The sequence below is a fragment of the Bowdeniella nasicola genome (assembly GCF_001907295.1).
Lineage (GTDB): Bacteria > Actinomycetota > Actinomycetes > Actinomycetales > Actinomycetaceae > Bowdeniella > Bowdeniella nasicola.
The window spans coordinates 1-15,893 of record NZ_MQVR01000018.1 but is presented as its reverse complement, the minus strand read 5'-3'; the positions used below and the strand labels follow the sequence as shown (position 1 = coordinate 15,893).

Genomic DNA, 15,893 nt, shown 5'->3' with positions numbered 1-15,893 from the left:
TGGGGACCGACACCCCCAACTTAGGTGGCGGTGTGCTGCAGTTCGACGCCCGTATCGACGCGCACGGAGATTCCGCGCTCGAAAAGCTGCTCAATCGTGGCCGAAATTGCGGCGCTCGGTTCGTCCGTCGGGACGCCGATACGCAGCCCGTTGTGATGAATATCGGGACCGGCGGCGACGAGTTCATCGGCGCCAAATTGGTCGAACTCCGCCATCGCGGTGAGCAGCTCATCGAGCGAGTGTCGCACCGGCACGATCCGCACGAACGTGTCGAAGTCCGCTCCGAGCGCGGCGCGGAGCTCACCGATTGCGTGCTCAGCCCGGTCGGTCGCGTATACCTCGACCATCGTGCGATCAGAGGTAAGGGACAGGCCGGCGAACACGTCTTCGCGTTCTCCGGCGATCTGCTCCGCAACATCAGCAACTCGGTTCAAACCGGGGGCACTTTCCCCGATAAAGACCCGATCCCCGCGTTCGTCGACCATGTTGAATCCCCGGGAGAGGTTCTCACTCGGCACCTTGGGAGCGCTGGCAGTGCTTTGCGCCCATGCAAGTCCTGCCGCGATCGCGGCCCCCGCAAAGATCGCGATCAGGATGCGGCCTGCGGTATTCATGTCTTAGACCGTTTGCCAGGGAAGCCGGTTCTCCCACGCGAAGCGGTAGAAGTCCTGCATTTCGAGCTTCGACGCCGCCGCCTCATCGATGAGGACCGTCGCATCGGGGTGATGCTGCAGGATGGTCGCGGGCCAGCGAGCAGACACCGGGCCTTCGATGAGCTCGGCGATCGCTTCGGCCTTGCCTTCGCCCGTGGCGACGAGCGCGACCTTGCGAGCCTCCATGATCGTGCCGAGGCCCTGCGTGAGGCAGTGCGTGGGAACGCGCGAGATATCGCCGCCGAAGAAGCGAGCGTTATCCTCGCGGGTCTGCGGGGTGAGGGTCTCGACGTGGGTGCCCTGGGTGAAGGAGGAGCCGGGCTCGTTGAACGCGATGTGGCCATCGGTTCCGATGCCAAGGATCTGGAAGTCGACGCCACCGGCGTCGGCGATCATCGCATCGTATTCGTCGCCTGCGCTTTGCAGGTCCTCGCTGTTACCGTTCGGCGCGTGCACGCGGCCCTCGGCGAAGTCGACCTGCGATTCGATGTCGCGGTTGATGACGTTGCGGTACAGCTCCGGGTGGTCGGCGGGAAGGCCGACATATTCGTCGAGCTGGAAGCCCCACGCGTCCTTAAAGCTCACGCGTCCTTCACGGTAGGCCTTGATGAGTTCCCGGTAGATGCCGAGCGGCGAGGAGCCGGTCGCGAAACCGAGCACGGCGTTCGGCTTTTCGTTAACCAGGTCGACAATCGACTCGGCGACAAGAGCGGCAATGGTATCGCCGTCGGGCTGGATGATGACTCGCATGACTTACCTTCCATGGGGGAACGAACCAGATCTATCGTAGGCCTTTAATGGTGCGCTCCGCCGGGACCATGGGCCGCGAATCGCCCGTAAAACGCCGCCAGGGAGGCTCGATATGACATCGAGCCTCCCTGGAAAACGCGAAGGAGTTACTTAGCGACAGCCTTCTTCAGTGCCGAGCCGGCGGTGAGCTTCACGCGGTAGCCAGCAGGGATCTCGATGGGCTCCTTGGTCTGCGGGTTGCGGCCCGAGCGGGCGGGGCGATCCACGCGCTCGACGGTCAGCAGGCCGGTGATCTTGACGGCCTCACCCTTGGAGACGGAGTCGATCAGGACATCCTGGAAAGCGGACAGGGCAGCGTTCGCCTGGGCCTTGGACAGGCCGGCGCGCTCGGCGATCTCAGCAACAAGCTCAGTACGGTTGACGGACATAACATCCCTCTCGTGTGCGGTTTCGACACCCGGATTGGTGCCGCTGCAAGGGACTTTACGCGGGAATCCGGGCATTTGTCGCGTTGAAACACGCAAAGCGCGCCGAAATTCCAGGAATTTACCGTTTCGCGTTCACTTCAGTCACACCAGACACAGCTGTTTCGCGGTTTTTCGCGGTTATCGCATTCGGCCGGAGCGTCGCCACTCTTCGCGATCGTCGCGAATCGGGCGCGGGCGCACCTGCGGAATCGAGCCCGAGGGCGGGTTACCGATCCCCTGCTGATCACCGACGAGCTGATCGGGCGTACGCACGAGGTGCATCGCTGCATCGAGGCGAACCAGTGCTTCGAGCATTAACTCGCAGGCTTCGACCATGCCCGGGGTCGCGACGAACTCGCCATCCTCGCCCACGCCCCAGGTGACCTCGCGGCCTTCCCAGCGGTGCGCCTCGCGGCCCGCGAAGGGCACGATGACGTTTTCCCGGGTGACGAACATGTGCAGGGAATTGAGCACGTCGTTGAGGGCTTCGAGCGCGCGCAGGCCACCGGTCATGGAGGCGCCATAGGAGACGATTGCGGCGGGCTTGAAGGCCCACTCTTGGGCGAGGTGGTCGATGGCGTTCTTCAGCCGCCCGGAATATCCCCGGTTGTATTCGGGGCTCACGAACACGAAGGCATCGAAGCTCGTGATGCGCGCCGACCACGCTCTGGTCGACTCGTGCTCATAGTGGGCGTACCGCGGCAGGTACGGTTCGTCGAAGAAGGGCAGGTCAACATCGCGGATCCGGATGATCTCCACATCGAAGGCGCGCACCCTCCGGGCGCATTCGGCGACCCAATCGGCGATTGGGCCACCCGTTTTCAGCGGTGAGGTCGAGGCATCGATGACTGCGAGTCGAATCATGCCTTGAGTCTATGCGAGGGCCAGCTCGTCGCGACGGGCCTTAGTTCCTGGCTTGCGACGCATGAGGATGCCGTGGCGGGGCGCTACGAGCCAGGCGATAAGGAAGAATGCCGTCGCCACGAGGACGATCATGGCGCCGGTCGGAAGGTCGAGCGACCAGGACAGGTAGACGCCGATGAACGAGGACACCATGCCGACAACGGGCGCGAGGATCATCATCGTCGTCACGCGTTCGGTCAGCAGCCGCGCGACCGCAGCGGGCGTCACGAGGAGCGCGAGGACGAGGATATTACCGATCGTTTGAACCGCGATAACGACGGAGATGGCGACCAGCACGTAGAGCAGTAGGTCGAGCGCGAACACAGGCACGCCGAGCGCTGCCGCAGACTCGCGGTCGACCGAGGCGGTGACGATCTCCTTATGGAGCGCCAGCACGATTGCGACCACCACGACCGCGGCGATCGCGACCGTAATGATGTCGGAGTCGCTCACGCCCGTGAGCGATCCGAACAGGAACTGTTGCAGGCTGCCGGAATACCCGGGCGAGGTCGACAAAATGACGATACCCAGCGCGAAGGCGCCCGCGAAAAAGACACCGATGATGCTGTCTTCTTTTACGCGCCTGCCCTGTGCCACGATGGCGACGAGGATCGCGGTCGTGATGCCGGCGAGGGCGCCGCCGAGAATGAGGGAGCCCTGCAAGACGAACGCGATCGCAAGGCCCGGGAAGACCGCGTGGGCGACGGCGTCGCCGATGAATGCCATTCCGCGCAGGACGACGTGGGTACCGACGACTCCGGCGACGAGCGAGGACAGCAGGGCCACGATGAGCGCCTTCGGCAAGAAGGCGAGCATCGGGTTGAACAGGTCGGAGAAGAACTCGAGCGGGCTCAGCACGCCGCTCCCACCTCCTCATGGTGCAATCCGAGCGAGGCGAGCAGCGGCGAGGCCGCCGAAATCCCGAACGTGCGCATCCAGATCTCCGGGTCGCGCAATTCGGCGGGCGTCCCGTGGGCAACGATGGTGCCGGCGACCATGGCGATCGAATCGCACGTGACCATCGCAGCGGGCAGGTCGTGCGTCGTCATGATGATCGTCGTGCCATCGGCCGCGAGCGATGCGAAGACGGCGGTGAGCAGTTCCTGCGTCGGCATATCGAGGCCGGTGAAGGGCTCGTCGAGCAGCAGGAGGCTCGGGCGAATCGACAGGGCCCGCGCGATCATGACGCGCTGGCGCTGTCCGCCCGATAGCTCCCCGATCGGACGTTCGGCGAGATCACTCAGCTCGACGCGGCGCAGCGATTCGGCAACGGCGCGATGGTCTTCGAGGCCGGCCTGGCGCAGCCAGCCGATGCGGCGCACGCGTCCGGAACGGACCATGGTCTCCACGCTGATCGGATAGTCCCAGGCGACCTCGTGGCGCTGCGGCACATAGCCGATGCCGCCATCACACGTGACGGTGCCACGCGCCGGGATGAGTCCCATGATGGAACGCAGCAGCGTCGTCTTGCCCGCGCCGTTCGGTCCGACAACGCCGAGGATCTGGCCGCGTTCGACACGCAGCGAAACGTCGGACAGGACCTGGCGCCCGCCGAGTGAGACGGCGAGGGAGTCGATCGAGAGCGCGCTCACTCATTCACCTGCGCTTTCAGTTTGCGGGTGCGCATCGTGAAGAAGGCGGCCAGGGCGCCAAGGACGAGTAGGCTACCACCGGCGGCCAGGACGATCGGCAGTGCCGAGGACGACGACTTTTCTTCGGGGGCCGCTGCCTCGGAGGGGGCTGCGCTCGACTCGGCGGGCGCGGCGCTGCTCTCTTCAGCGGGCGCGGACGATGCTTCGGAAGTCGCGGTGCGGGCCTCATCGGCATTGGCGGCGTCTCCGACGGCAAAGCGCAGCGTGCCATCCGCGCGGACCTCTTTACCGTCGCGCGTGGTCGTCTTGATCGTGAAGTCGACGAGGTGGACGCCGGGCTCGGTAAAGACCCAGTTCGCGTGGGTGTGCGTATTTGTGTTGACCCAGAAGTCCTGGCCCGGCTTTCCTGTGCTCGACCAGAGCTGCGTCGGGGGTGCGTCGAACGTGCCGGACTCGACGAACAGGTGGACCTCGCCGGGGCCGGTGTGGCCGCGGTATGTCATCGTGACGCCGCGGTCGATCATGTCGACGATTGCCGGATCCTGCGTGTTCCAGCCGAGCCAGATGACGTCCTGGTTCTGGGTCTGGGGCACGACATGAACCTTCGTGCCCGCGGGAATGCCCAAGAACTCGTAGCGCGGGTCTTCGGGCAGCTCAGTGATCGCCTTGTCGTTAACCCGCAGGACGGCGGAGTCAAGGGTTCGCCATACGGGCGGGGAGACGCTGTCATCGCGCACCGCGGCCTGCATCGCGCCGTCGATGAGCTTCGGGCCCATGTCAACGTGGCCGGTGGCGATCTCGGCCGGCTCGTTCGAGACCTTCTCGTTCGCGTCGACCTTTTGCTCCAGCGCGGGATCGGACGGCGGCGGTTCGGTCGCCGCCTGGGCGCTCGTTGCTCCGATGAGGGTGACCATGGCGATGGCGAGCCAGGCACGCTTGAAAGCAGACGTCATGATGTGAGGCATTCCTTGAGTTGTTGAGCGTTGTACCGCATGAGATCGAGGTAGGTCGAGACCTCGGGAGTGAACGTGTCGGACAGGATAGGGCACACCTGCACCCCGGCGTCCTTGGCCACGGCAGCGAGCGTCGAGGACCGTGCGATGAGGCCGGCTTCTAAGAATACGGCCGGGACTTTGAGCGTCTCGATTGTCCTCGCGAGTTTGCGACGTTGCACGATCGACGGTTCGGTCGCCGGGTTCGGAGTCACGAAGCCCGCAACTTTGAGCCCGTAGGCCTTGGCGAGGTAACCAAAGGCGTCGTGGGTCGTGATGAGGTAGCGCCGCTCGGGCGGAATCGAGGCGATCGTCGCCGTCATCTCGGCATCGAGCGCATCGAGCTTGTCGAGATAGGCCTGCGCGTTCGCGTAGTACACGGACCGGCCGTCGGGGTCCTTATCGGACAGAGTGTCGCGGATGACCTTGACGTAGGCCTTGACGTTGCGCACGTCATGCCACAGGTGCGGGTCGATCTCGCCGTGCACGTGCGCGCCGAGGACGGCCTGCGGCAGCTGGTAGATCTGATCGCCGGGCGATCCGAGGAATCGGAAATGTGGCCCGCCGGGGATTTCGGTTAGGGCCTTGGCCGGGACCGAAATCACCGTCGATTCGGGTTCGAATCGCTTTTGGGTGTACTCGCCGCCACCGGAGATGTCGGCGAAGATGTACATCTCGCCGGTATCGACGTCGGCCGTGATATCGGCGTGGCCGGAATCGAGGACGGTAGAGTTCTCGTGACCAGGAACGGTATTTGGGTCAACGCCTACTGCGAAGGTCACGGTCTCATCCGGGATCTCGTATGGCCGTGCGCCGGAGCGCACGGTGAGTTCGGCGCCATAGGTCACCCGATAGATTCCGGGCTGCGTGAACACCCACGACATGTGGGTGTGAGCATCCAGCGGCAGAGCGAATGTCGAGGCCGCATACCCGTCGCCCGCGTTAAAGCCCTTCGAGGAGTCAGCAACGATGCGCGGCTTACCGAACGTTTCGGTGAGATAGGCATACATCGTGCCCGGCCCCTCGACGTTGCGGACCTGCAGGCGAACTTCGCTGGCCCGATCGGCACCCTTGTCGGTGCCCTTGCCGCGCACGCGTAGGCCGAGCCAGATGGTATCGAGGCTGACGTGTTCGACCAGCGGAATGACTTCCGCGCCGTGCCGCGTCGCTGCCTCGGCCAGCGAAATATTGGGTACGCCCGAGCGCAGGTTTGCATCGAGCGTCTTAATGACGGAGTGCTGCTCCAGCATTAAGTAGTTGGAGAATGCGACATCGGCGTAGACGACATCGCGAACAGACCGCAGAGTCGGCTCGTAGGAGTGCGGGTCGGCACCATCGGGGACGATCGAGGATGCCGCAACGCGCGCTCCCCCGACGTTGGTGACAAGGTCACGCAAGATCCCCGTCGTGGTGACGACCCGCAGCGGTGCCTCGCTCGTCGCCGTCGCAGCCTTATGCGCGGGGGCACAGCCCGAGAGCCCTAAGGCAACGGCGGCAACGACGGCGACGAGACGAGTTCGCATCTATGGACTCCTAGGCGGTGCGGCGACGCAGAGCGAGCATGCCAAGGCCGCCCAGGAAGAGCACGCCGGCAGCGGACAGGCTGGTGCCGAGGGAATCAACACCGGTGGTCGGCAGGGTGTTCTTGCCACCGACGCGAGCGCCCGCGGGCAGCTTCGCGATCTGTTCGGGGGTCAGGACGCAGTCCTTACCGTCCGGGGTCTTGCCGACCCATTCCTTGATGGTCTTGGTGCCACCAGCGATCGGCTTCGCGCCACCAACAGCGAAGTGCAGGACGGTATCCGCGCTGACCTTGGCGCCCGAGGTGAGCGTCGCGGTCTGCTTGATGTTGACCTGGTAGTTACCGGGAGCGGTAAAGACCCAGTTCGGGTGCGCGTGCGTGTTCGCAGGCACGTCGTAGCTGCGCGGACCACCGACATTGTCGAAGACACGCTGACCGACGCCGGAACCGAAACCGCCCGAGTTGAACACGGCCAGCTTGCCCGGACCGGTCACGCCGGTGAGCGTCCAGGTAACGGCGCCCTTGGTGCCGTTCACGACGGACGGGTGCATGGTGTTCTGGCCAAGCCACGGTACGCCAGCGACCTGGGTCGAACCAATAACCCAGACGTCAGAGCCCGGCTTGGCAACAAAGCTCAGCGCATCCGGCGCGGACTGCTTCGCAGCGTCACCCAGCTGGAAGACGAGCGAGGACGGCGCCACCCACGACGCGGGCTGGCTGCGGTCATCCTTCAGCGAGGCGACGAGCTTGCCGCCCTCGAGCTTAACGCCCAGATCGAAGTGCCCGGAAGTCGCGACCTTAGCGGCCTGCTTCACTTCGCGCGTGATCTCGGTCGGGATGCACTGTTCAGCGGTCGGACTCGGCGCGGGGGCCGGTGCGCTCGGAGCCGGAGCTGTGGTCGGCTGCGGGGCAGTCGTCGGCTTCGGTGCGCTGGTGGGCGCGGTCGTCGGCGCCGTGGTCGGTTCCGTCGTGGGCTCGGTGGTCGGTTCCGTCGTCGGCGCCGTGGTCGGTTCCGTCGTGGGCTCGGTGGTCGGTTCCGTCGTCGGCGCCGTGGTGGGTTCCGTCGTCGGCGCCGTGGTGGGTTCCGTCGTCGGCGCCGTGGTCGGTTCCGTCGTCGGCGCCGTGGTCGGTTCCGTCGTCGGCGCCGTGGTCGGTTCCGTCGTCGGCGCCGTGGTGGGTTCCGTCGTCGGCGCCGTGGTCGGCTCGCCCACCTGGAAAGTGTAGGTCGCCGTGTTCGACTTCTTCAGCACGCCGGCCTTGGTCTTACCCGAGGCCTGGACCGTGAAAGTGTAGGTGCCGGCCTTTTCGAAAACCCAGTTGGCGTGGGTGTGAGCAGGATACCCCTGGTTGATAACCACGCCGGACTTCAGCTCGTAGCCGCCGTCCTTCAGCAGGGAGGTAATGCCAGTCATCCCGGAGCTGAACAGGTGCACCTTGCCGGGCCCGGAAACCTTAGTCAGGGCGATGTCGATGGCGTGGAAGCCCGCCGCGTCACCCTGCACACCCAACGTGTCCCAGCCGGGCCACAGGAGTTTCGGATCCTGGGTCATCGGGAGCAGGTAGCCACGCGGAGCTCCCGGCGCATTGGCCGGGATACTCTCGTTGAGTGCTTCTTCCTTGACCTTGAGCAGGACGGATTCGGGAGTGCGAATGACGTGCGCCCCCGTGACATCTTCCTTGAGGTTCAGGACGAGTTCCCCGTCCTTGGCCTGGACATTGAAGGCGTCCACGTGACCGTGATCAAGCGTGAGACTGGGCGCGGCTGTGGCAACGGGCGAAACCGCTGCAACCGCAAGCGCGACGACTGCGAGCAGTGCCGCTCGCCCTCGTCGCAGGGTGTTTACAGACATGGCGAGAGCTCCTTGGAGTCGAGAGATAAGACGCCCCGAGATTATCCTTATTGGTTCTGGTTATCAACTTTGACAAGGGGGCTGCTCGTCACATCTTTCGAGCTTTTCTCGCTGGGTAGGGCGCGCCTCAACGTGGATCGTCCATGCGACCACCGGCCGTGTTTCAGGCGGAAATCGGGTTAGGGGACGCGGTAGGTCCACTCTTCGGAGAGGAACTTCGTCTTGACGAGTTCCTCAGCCTTCGCGATCTCTTCGGGCCGATAGTCAGAACGGACCGTGTCGTAGCGGCCTTCAAAGTGCTTGATGAAAGCGTCGATAATGTCCTCGCGCGCCATGCCGGTCTGAGACCGCATGGGGTCGACCCGCTTATTGGCCGAGCGCGTGCCCTTATCACTGAGCTTTTCGCGCCCGATACGAAGGACATCGAGCATCTTGTTGGCGTCGATGTCGTAGGCCATCGTCACGTGGTGCAAGACGACGCCGTTGGCGAACCGTTTTTGGGCCGCTCCCCCGATTTTGCCGACTTCGGAGGCGATGTCGTTGAGCGGGACATAGTGGGCGTTGATGCCGACGTCCGCGAGCGCCCCCATGACCCAGTCGTCGAGGTAGGAGTAGGACCGTTCGAACGACAGCCCTTCGACGAGGGAGGTGGGCACGATGAGCGAGTACGTGATGCAGTTGCCGGCCTCCATAAACATGGCGCCGCCGCCCGAGATACGGCGGACGAGCATGATGTCGTGGGCTGCGAGGCCCTCGGGGTCGATCTCGTTCTTCACGGACTGGAACGAACCGATGACGACGAGCGGGGCATCCCATTCCCAAATCCGCATGATCGGACCGCGCCGACCGGCGGCGATTTCGCCCGGCAGCACCTGGTCCAGCGCGACGTGCATTGCGGGGTGCATCGCGGGACCGTGGATGACCTCGAACGTGTGGTCATACCATCCGGTCGCCTGGCCCAGGGCCCGACGCACTGCGATCGCGACGGCCTCGGTCGAGAACCCGATCATGGCGATCTCGCCATTGAGTTCCCGGTCCATGCGGGTCTTGAGCTCTTCGACACTCGAGGATGCCGACATCCCGGTCAATGCGGCGTTCAGGTCTTCGAGTGCCGTATCCGGCTCGAGGAAGAAATCGCCCGAAATATTGACGTTGGCGAGCCGATCATTCTCAATGTCGCAATCGACCGCTACGAGTTTGCCGCCTCGGACTTTGAATTCGCCACGCATAGCGCCAGTCTATCGACGGCGCCTCAGTTTCTCTTGTCGCTAGGCGATCTTTAACATCCAATTGTGCGGATCTTCGGCCTCTCCCGACTGGATCGACGTCAGTCGCTCATAGATCCGTTCGGTGACTGGGCCGCTGGGGATCTGGAGCTCGAAGTCATCGGATGCCAACCGGCCGATCGGTGTGACGACAGCGGCCGTTCCGCACGCAAAGATTTCGCTGACTTCTCCCGCAGAGATGTCGCGTACGAGTTCGGCGAGCGGGATCGTGCGCTGCTCGACCTCGACGCCCTCCTCAGAAAGAATCGTGATGATCGCCGAGCGGGTGCCGCCTTCAAGGATCGTTCCCGTGAGCACCGGCGTGGCGACATGGCCATCGCGGTAGACAACGAAGACGTTCATGCCGCCGAGCTCTTCGAGGTTTTCCTGCGTGCGTGCATCAAGGAAGCACACCTGGTCGAAGCCCTTGTCGGCTGCCTGCTGCTGCGGCATGAGCGAGGACGCGTAGTTACCGGCCGTCTTGGCGTCGCCCGTACCACCAGGGCCGGACCGGTGGTATTCCTTGGTCACCCAAATCGAGACCGGGGTGAACCCATTGGCGAAATATGCGCCGACGGGCGACGCAATCACGAAGTACTCGAACCGGTGGCTGGGACGCACGCCGAGGAACGGTTCGGACGCGAACATGAACGGGCGCAGGTACAGCGCGCCGGGCAGTTGCGGGACGTAGGCGGCATCCTGGCGAACGAGGTCGACAAGCGAGCCGAGGAAGGTCTCGACGGGCAGTTCGGGCATCGCCATCCGGCGTGCCGAGGCGTTAAACCGTGCCGCGTTGAACTGCGGGCGGAAGGTCCATAGGCTGCCGTCGGCGTGCCGATACGCTTTGAGTCCTTCGAAGATTTCCTGGCCATAGTGCAGGATCGCCGCGGCAGGCGACAGCTCGATGGGGCCGTAGGGCTCAATACGACGCTCGCCCCAGCCCTCGCCGACCGTCCAGGTGACGTGGGCCATGTGGTCGGAAAAGATCGTTCCGAAATGCAGGTCCGCGAGAATCTGGGAGATCTCCTCGTCGCTGCGGCGCTTGGTGTCGCCGGTAAGCGTGAACTCCCCCGCAACGTCGTCGGTGGTCAGCGCAATCGCGCTCGCCGCGGCTTCTAACTCGGTTCGCCCGCTTCTCATCGTCGTGTTGTCCTTCCACTGCATGTCATAGGAAACCTTACGCGTCAGGCGCGCTGCTCGGCAGCGACATCCGCCTGGCGATCCCACGCGGTTGTCGGCAGCGCCGCCGGGAGCGTGTCACAGGCCGCCGGATCAAAGACCGGCTCGATAGCCCCGGCGCGCCGCTGCGTTTCGAAATCGCGCAGCGCGGCGACGGCCCACGGCGCGAGGACGACGAGAGCGACAAGGTTTGTCACCGTCATGATCGCCATGGCGATATCGACCGTGTTCCACACGAGGTTTAGCGTGACGAGCGCTCCCAGCACGACGGATGCGATCGAAACGGCTCGCACCGCCCACATGCCGGCCTTGGACTTCGTCACGAAGTACATGTTGACCTCGGAGTAGACGTAGGCGGCGATGATCGAGGAGAACGCGAGCACGAAGATCATGATCGCCATCGGGACCGCGGTCCACGACCCGAGCGCGTGGCCGACGGCCATCGTCGTCAGCGTCGCCGGGTTCGCGCCCTCGGCTCCCCACACCTCCGGGCCCGCGACGAGGATGACGAACGCCGTGGCCGTACACACGATGATCGTGTCGACGAAAACCCCGAGCGACTGAATGAGGCCCTGGCGCACCGGGTGCGTCACGGTCGCGGTCCCCGCGGCGTTCGGTGCAGTCCCCTGCCCCGCCTCATTCGAGAACAGACCACGCTTAGTGCCGTTGATGATCGCGGCAAGCAGGCCGCCCCCAAGGCCACCGACGAGCGGCTCCGGCGAGAATGCCGAAGACAGGATCATGCCGATAATGCGCGGGAACTCGGTGATGTTCAGCGCGACGATGACAAACGCCATCGCGACATAGATGAGGGCCATGACCGGCGCCATGATCTCGGTGACGCGGGCGACCGAACGAATGCCGCCGATGATGACCGGCGCGGCGAAGGCGAACAGCAGCGCGGCCGTGATCTCAGGCTTCGTGCCGGCCGCGGCCATCGTCTCGGCGATGGCGTTGGACTGCACCGTCGTAATGACGAACGCACACGTCACGACCGTGATGACCACGAAGACTGCCCCCAGGACCGGGGAGCGCATCCCCAGCTGCATGTAGTAGGCCGGTCCCCCGCGGAACGTTCCGTCGCCAGCGCGGACCTTGAAGATCTGGGCGAGGGTCGCTTCGAAGAACGCGGTCGCCATCCCTACCAGGGCAACGATCCACATCCAGAAGATCGCGCCCGGACCACCCATGAGCAGCGCCGCCGCGACACCAAACACGTTGCCGACGCCGACGCGCGCCGCAAGCGAGATACAAAAAGCCTGGAAGGACGAAATCCCGCCGCGAGCGCCGCCGCGCGAATGCAGGACGACCTGGGCCATGTGCCGAAACAGCCGGAGCTGGACCGCCCGCGAGCGCCAGGTGAGGTACAGGCCTACTCCCAGGAGGATCCAGATGGTGGCATACAGCGTGATCGCATCGGCTACGGCCAAAATGGCAGCGGAAAGGGCGTGCACGTTTCACTCCAATTAACGCGGCTTTTCTGGTGGTTGTATCGTGGCACCCACGCGTCGATGATGCCCGGGGCGTCCAGCCATTGAATGCTCCGGCCTGCTCAGGCACGAACACGTAGACTGCCCGTCACACGCATGGAAGGGACTTGTCATGGCTAGGCCGCTGCGCTCACGAACATCGACCCACGGGCGAAACATGGCGGGAGCCCGCGCCCTATGGCGCGCGACCGGAATGGGAGACGACGATTTCGGCAAGCCGATCATCGCGATCGCGAACTCCTTTACCCAGTTCGTCCCCGGCCACGTCCACTTAAAGGACATGGGTCAGCTCGTCGCGGCCTCCGTCGCGGAGGCGGGCGGCGTCGCGAAGGAGTTCAACACCATCGCGGTCGACGACGGGATCGCCATGGGCCACGCCGGCATGCTCTACTCGCTGCCCAGCCGCGAGATCATCGCCGACGCCGTCGAGTACATGGCCAACGCGCACTGCGCCGACGCCCTCGTATGCATCTCGAACTGCGACAAGATCACGCCCGGCATGCTGCTTGCCGCGCTGCGCCTGAACATCCCCGTTGTCTTTGTTTCCGGCGGCCCAATGGAAGCCGGTAAGAATATCCCGGCCGAGGCGATCGTCGGCGGTTCCGAAACGGGCCACGGCAACCTCGTGACCGTCATGAATGCCACGGCCGACGATGAGGTCTCCGATGAGACCCTCACGGAAATGGAGCGGCTCGCCTGCCCGACGTGTGGCTCGTGTTCGGGCATGTTCACCGCGAACTCGATGAACTGCCTGACCGAAGCGCTCGGGCTAGCGCTGCCTGGCAACGGTTCGACGCTCGCGACGCATGCGGCCCGCAAGGCCCTGTTCGAGCAGGCCGGTCGCACGATCATGGACATCACCCGCGCATACTACGAGGAGGAGGACGATTCCGTCCTGCCGCGCGCGATCGCGACGAAGGACGCCTTCCACAACGCGATGGCACTCGATATGGCGATGGGCGGCTCGACGAACACCGTCTTGCACCTGCTCGCCGCGGCAATCGAGGGCGAGGTCGAATTCGACCTGGCCGATATCGCCCACCTCGGCGATACCGTGCCGTGCCTGTCGAAGGTCGCGCCGAACCACAACGACTACCACATGGAAGACGTCCACCGGGCCGGCGGCATCCCCGCCCTGCTCGGTGAACTCGACCGCGGCGGCTTCCTGCGCCACACCGTCCGCTCGGTGCACTCGGCCGACCTCACCTCCTGGCTGGCCGACTGGGATATCCGCGGCGGCAGCGCCACCGAAACCGCGCTCGGGCTCTTTTCGGCCGCGCCCGGCAACGTCCGTACCGTCGAGCCGTTCTCGACGACCAACCGCTGGGCAAGCCTCGATACCGATGCGGCCGGCGGCTGCATCCGCGACATCGAGCACGCCTATACCGCGAACGGGGGCCTGACCGTCCTGCGTGGCAACCTCGCACCCGACGGCGCGATCATCAAGGCCGCCGGCATCGACCCCGACCTCTTCCACTTCGAAGGCGAGGCCATCGTCGTCGAATCCCAGGACGAGGCGATCGAAAAGATCCTCAACAAGACCGTGCGCGAAGGCCACGTCGTCGTCATCCGCTACGAGGGCCCCGCGGGCGGCCCCGGCATGCAGGAGATGCTCTACCCGACGTCGTTTTTGAAGGGCCGCGGCCTCGGCAAGAAGTGCGCACTCATCACCGACGGACGCTTTTCCGGCGGCACGTCCGGCATCTCGGTCGGCCACGTCTCCCCCGAAGCGGCCGCGGGCGGCCTCATTGCCCTGATCCGCGACGGCGACCGCATCACGATCGACGTGACCGAGGGCCTGCTCGAGCTCAACGTCGACGAGGCCGAACTCGCCGCGCGGCGGCAGGCAGAAGAAGAGCGGGAGACCCCGTACACGCCCGCAACCCGCGAGCGCCACGTCTCCCCCGCCCTACAGCTGTATGCCGCGTGCGCGACGAGCGCGTCAACCGGCGCCGCGCGCGACGTCAGCCGCGTGCTCCGTCGCCGCTAAAGCACCGACAGGACGTCGTCGCCGACGCCCGTCGTCGTGACGCGATAGGGATCGCCCGCCGCGGCGGCCTCGGCACGCATCGTCATGTGCGCGCTGATCGCGCGCTGGACGTCCTCGGCGGCCTCGGCCTGTCCGACGTACCGCAGCAGGAGCACGGTCGAGGCGATCGCCGCGATCGGATCGGCGACGTTCTCCCCCGCGATATCGGGCGCCGACCCGTGGACGGGTTCGAACATCGAGGGCGCGGCCCCATCCGGGTTGAGGTTCGCGCTCGCCGCGAGCCCCACGCCCCCGGTGATCGCTCCGGCCTCGTCGGTGATGATGTCGCCGAACAGGTTGTCGGTGACGATGACATCGAAACGCGACGGCTCCGTCACGAGGAAGATCGTCGCGGCATCGATATGCAGATAGTCGGTGGTCACCTCGGGGTATTCGGCGCCGATCTCCTCGACGGTGCGGCGCCACAGGTGGCCGGCATGCACGAGCACGTTATGCTTATGGACGAGCGTGACGTGCTTGTGCTCGCGGGTCATCGCCAGTTCGAAGGCGTAGCGCACCAGGCGGCGCACGCCGAACGCCGTGTTGACCGACACTTCGGTCGCTATCTCGTGTTCGGTTCCGACGCGCACCGCGCCGCCGTTGCCGCAGTAGAGACCTTCGGTTCCCTCGCGCACGACGACGAAGTCAATCTCGTCAGGGTTTGCCAGCGGGCTCGGGACGCCCGGGTACAGGATCGAGGGCCGCAGGTTGACGTAGTGATCGAGGCTGAAGCGCAGCCTTAGGAGTAGCTCACGTTCGAGGATGCCCGACGGCACGCTCGGGTCCCCGATCGCGCCCAGCAGGATCGCATCGTGGTCGCGCAGGGCGTCGATATCCGCGTCGGTCAGCGTCTCGCCAGTTTTGTGCCAGCGCCGCGCGCCGAGGTCGTACTCCGTCTCCGTCAGCGTAATCACGCGGCTACCGAGGACCTTCCGAAGCACGCGGAGCGCCTGCTCGGTGACCTCCGGACCAATCCCGTCGCCGCCAATTACTGCCAGATTCAACTCAGCCATAGCCCTACGCTAGCGGCCCTGCTTCGTGGGCGGTGTGTCCGTTCTCCTAGTAAAAACGCAGGCAATTTCCGTTGAGAGTTGGAATGATGATTTAAGCGGCTCTTCACAATCGAGGGTGTAGTCGGGGTTTGAATCCGCCGGCCTCGAGGAGGCTGCGGGCGATGTAGTGGGTCAGGTTCCGGAAGCCC

The 15,893-nt window shown here is 64.9% G+C and carries 14 protein-coding genes; 1 reads left to right on the top strand and 13 read right to left on the bottom strand.

The features are described 5' to 3' along the window. Window positions 1-20: 20 nt before the first annotated feature. The 12 genes from BSZ39_RS04500 to BSZ39_RS04445 all read right to left on the bottom strand — a co-directional run bounded on the left by BSZ39_RS04500 (window position 21) and on the right by BSZ39_RS04445 (window position 12,627). The gene (locus BSZ39_RS04500) at window positions 21-614 is read right to left on the bottom strand and encodes a hypothetical protein (RefSeq protein ID WP_073716189.1); all 594 of its coding nucleotides are present in this window, start codon (window positions 612-614) and stop codon (window positions 21-23) included. A gap of 3 nt (window positions 615-617) precedes the next feature. After that, complete coding sequence (gene nagB / locus BSZ39_RS04495) at window positions 618-1,403, bottom strand: glucosamine-6-phosphate deaminase (RefSeq protein ID WP_073716188.1); 786 nt, start codon at window positions 1,401-1,403, stop codon at window positions 618-620. 146 nt (window positions 1,404-1,549) lie between these two features. Beyond that, the gene (locus BSZ39_RS04490) at window positions 1,550-1,831 is read right to left on the bottom strand and encodes an HU family DNA-binding protein (RefSeq protein ID WP_073716187.1); all 282 of its coding nucleotides are present in this window, start codon (window positions 1,829-1,831) and stop codon (window positions 1,550-1,552) included. 177 nt (window positions 1,832-2,008) lie between these two features. Further along, entirely contained in the window at window positions 2,009-2,734 is a 726-nt protein-coding gene (locus BSZ39_RS04485) for an NADPH-dependent FMN reductase (protein ID WP_073716186.1), read from the bottom strand. A gap of 9 nt (window positions 2,735-2,743) precedes the next feature. Further along, complete coding sequence (locus tag BSZ39_RS04480) at window positions 2,744-3,631, bottom strand: anchored repeat-type ABC transporter permease subunit (RefSeq protein WP_073716185.1); 888 nt, start codon at window positions 3,629-3,631, stop codon at window positions 2,744-2,746. After that, a complete protein-coding gene (locus BSZ39_RS04475; protein ID WP_073716184.1) occupies window positions 3,625-4,365 on the bottom strand; it encodes an anchored repeat-type ABC transporter ATP-binding subunit in 741 nt (246 codons plus the stop codon). The genes BSZ39_RS04480 and BSZ39_RS04475 overlap by 7 nt, the downstream gene beginning before the upstream one ends. After that, window positions 4,362-5,318 (bottom strand): choice-of-anchor M domain-containing protein, encoded by a 957-nt coding sequence (locus tag BSZ39_RS04470; protein WP_158025087.1) that lies wholly within the window; start codon window positions 5,316-5,318, stop codon window positions 4,362-4,364. The genes BSZ39_RS04475 and BSZ39_RS04470 overlap by 4 nt, the downstream gene beginning before the upstream one ends. Next, window positions 5,315-6,880 carry an anchored repeat ABC transporter, substrate-binding protein gene (locus tag BSZ39_RS04465; RefSeq protein WP_073716182.1) on the bottom strand — a complete coding sequence of 522 codons (1,566 nt, stop codon included), beginning with the start codon at window positions 6,878-6,880 and terminating at the stop codon, window positions 5,315-5,317. Before BSZ39_RS04465 ends, BSZ39_RS04470 begins: the two co-directional genes overlap by 4 nt. A gap of 10 nt (window positions 6,881-6,890) precedes the next feature. Further along, the gene (locus tag BSZ39_RS04460) at window positions 6,891-8,729 is read right to left on the bottom strand and encodes a TIGR03773 family transporter-associated surface protein (protein ID WP_083602941.1); all 1,839 of its coding nucleotides are present in this window, start codon (window positions 8,727-8,729) and stop codon (window positions 6,891-6,893) included. Window positions 8,730-8,908: 179 nt separating this feature from the next. Further along, window positions 8,909-9,958, bottom strand: a complete 1,050-nt coding sequence (gene lplAB, locus BSZ39_RS04455) for a lipoate-protein ligase LplAB (RefSeq protein ID WP_073716180.1) — start codon at window positions 9,956-9,958, stop codon at window positions 8,909-8,911. 39 nt (window positions 9,959-9,997) lie between these two features. Then, on the bottom strand, window positions 9,998-11,158 hold the full coding sequence (locus BSZ39_RS04450; protein WP_222842860.1) for a branched-chain amino acid aminotransferase: 1,161 nt from the start codon (window positions 11,156-11,158) through the stop codon (window positions 9,998-10,000). Between the two features lie 20 nt (window positions 11,159-11,178). Next, the gene (locus BSZ39_RS04445) at window positions 11,179-12,627 is read right to left on the bottom strand and encodes an alanine/glycine:cation symporter family protein (RefSeq protein WP_073716179.1); all 1,449 of its coding nucleotides are present in this window, start codon (window positions 12,625-12,627) and stop codon (window positions 11,179-11,181) included. A 148-nt stretch (window positions 12,628-12,775) separates the two neighbouring features. Between BSZ39_RS04445 and ilvD the strand changes: the two genes are divergently transcribed. Next, the gene (ilvD, locus tag BSZ39_RS04440) at window positions 12,776-14,653 is read left to right on the top strand and encodes a dihydroxy-acid dehydratase (protein WP_073716178.1); all 1,878 of its coding nucleotides are present in this window, start codon (window positions 12,776-12,778) and stop codon (window positions 14,651-14,653) included. Here ilvD and BSZ39_RS04435 read toward each other — a convergent pair. After that, window positions 14,650-15,705: a 3-isopropylmalate dehydrogenase gene (locus BSZ39_RS04435; protein ID WP_073716177.1), complete on the bottom strand. Its 1,056-nt coding sequence runs from the start codon at window positions 15,703-15,705 to the stop codon at window positions 14,650-14,652. The genes ilvD and BSZ39_RS04435 overlap by 4 nt on opposite strands. Window positions 15,706-15,893 lie beyond the last annotated feature (188 nt).

Bases quoted from the DNA above. Each gene is read 5' to 3' on its own strand.
- BSZ39_RS04450 (WP_222842860.1), bottom strand. From the start codon at position 11,158: ATGCAGTGGAAGGACAACACGACGATGAGAAGCGGGCGAACCGAGTTA.
- BSZ39_RS04500 (WP_073716189.1), bottom strand. From the start codon at position 614: ATGAATACCGCAGGCCGCATCCTGATCGCGATCTTTGCGGGGGCCGCG.
- BSZ39_RS04470 (WP_158025087.1), bottom strand. From the start codon at position 5,318: ATGACGTCTGCTTTCAAGCGTGCCTGGCTCGCCATCGCCATGGTCACC.
- BSZ39_RS04460 (WP_083602941.1), bottom strand. From the start codon at position 8,729: ATGTCTGTAAACACCCTGCGACGAGGGCGAGCGGCACTGCTCGCAGTC.
- BSZ39_RS04435 (WP_073716177.1), bottom strand. From the start codon at position 15,705: ATGGCTGAGTTGAATCTGGCAGTAATTGGCGGCGACGGGATTGGTCCG.
- nagB (WP_073716188.1), bottom strand. From the start codon at position 1,403: ATGCGAGTCATCATCCAGCCCGACGGCGATACCATTGCCGCTCTTGTC.
- lplAB (WP_073716180.1), bottom strand. From the start codon at position 9,958: ATGCGTGGCGAATTCAAAGTCCGAGGCGGCAAACTCGTAGCGGTCGAT.
- BSZ39_RS04465 (WP_073716182.1), bottom strand. From the start codon at position 6,880: ATGCGAACTCGTCTCGTCGCCGTCGTTGCCGCCGTTGCCTTAGGGCTC.
- BSZ39_RS04485 (WP_073716186.1), bottom strand. From the start codon at position 2,734: ATGATTCGACTCGCAGTCATCGATGCCTCGACCTCACCGCTGAAAACG.
- ilvD (WP_073716178.1), top strand. From the start codon at position 12,776: ATGGCTAGGCCGCTGCGCTCACGAACATCGACCCACGGGCGAAACATG.
- BSZ39_RS04490 (WP_073716187.1), bottom strand. From the start codon at position 1,831: ATGTCCGTCAACCGTACTGAGCTTGTTGCTGAGATCGCCGAGCGCGCC.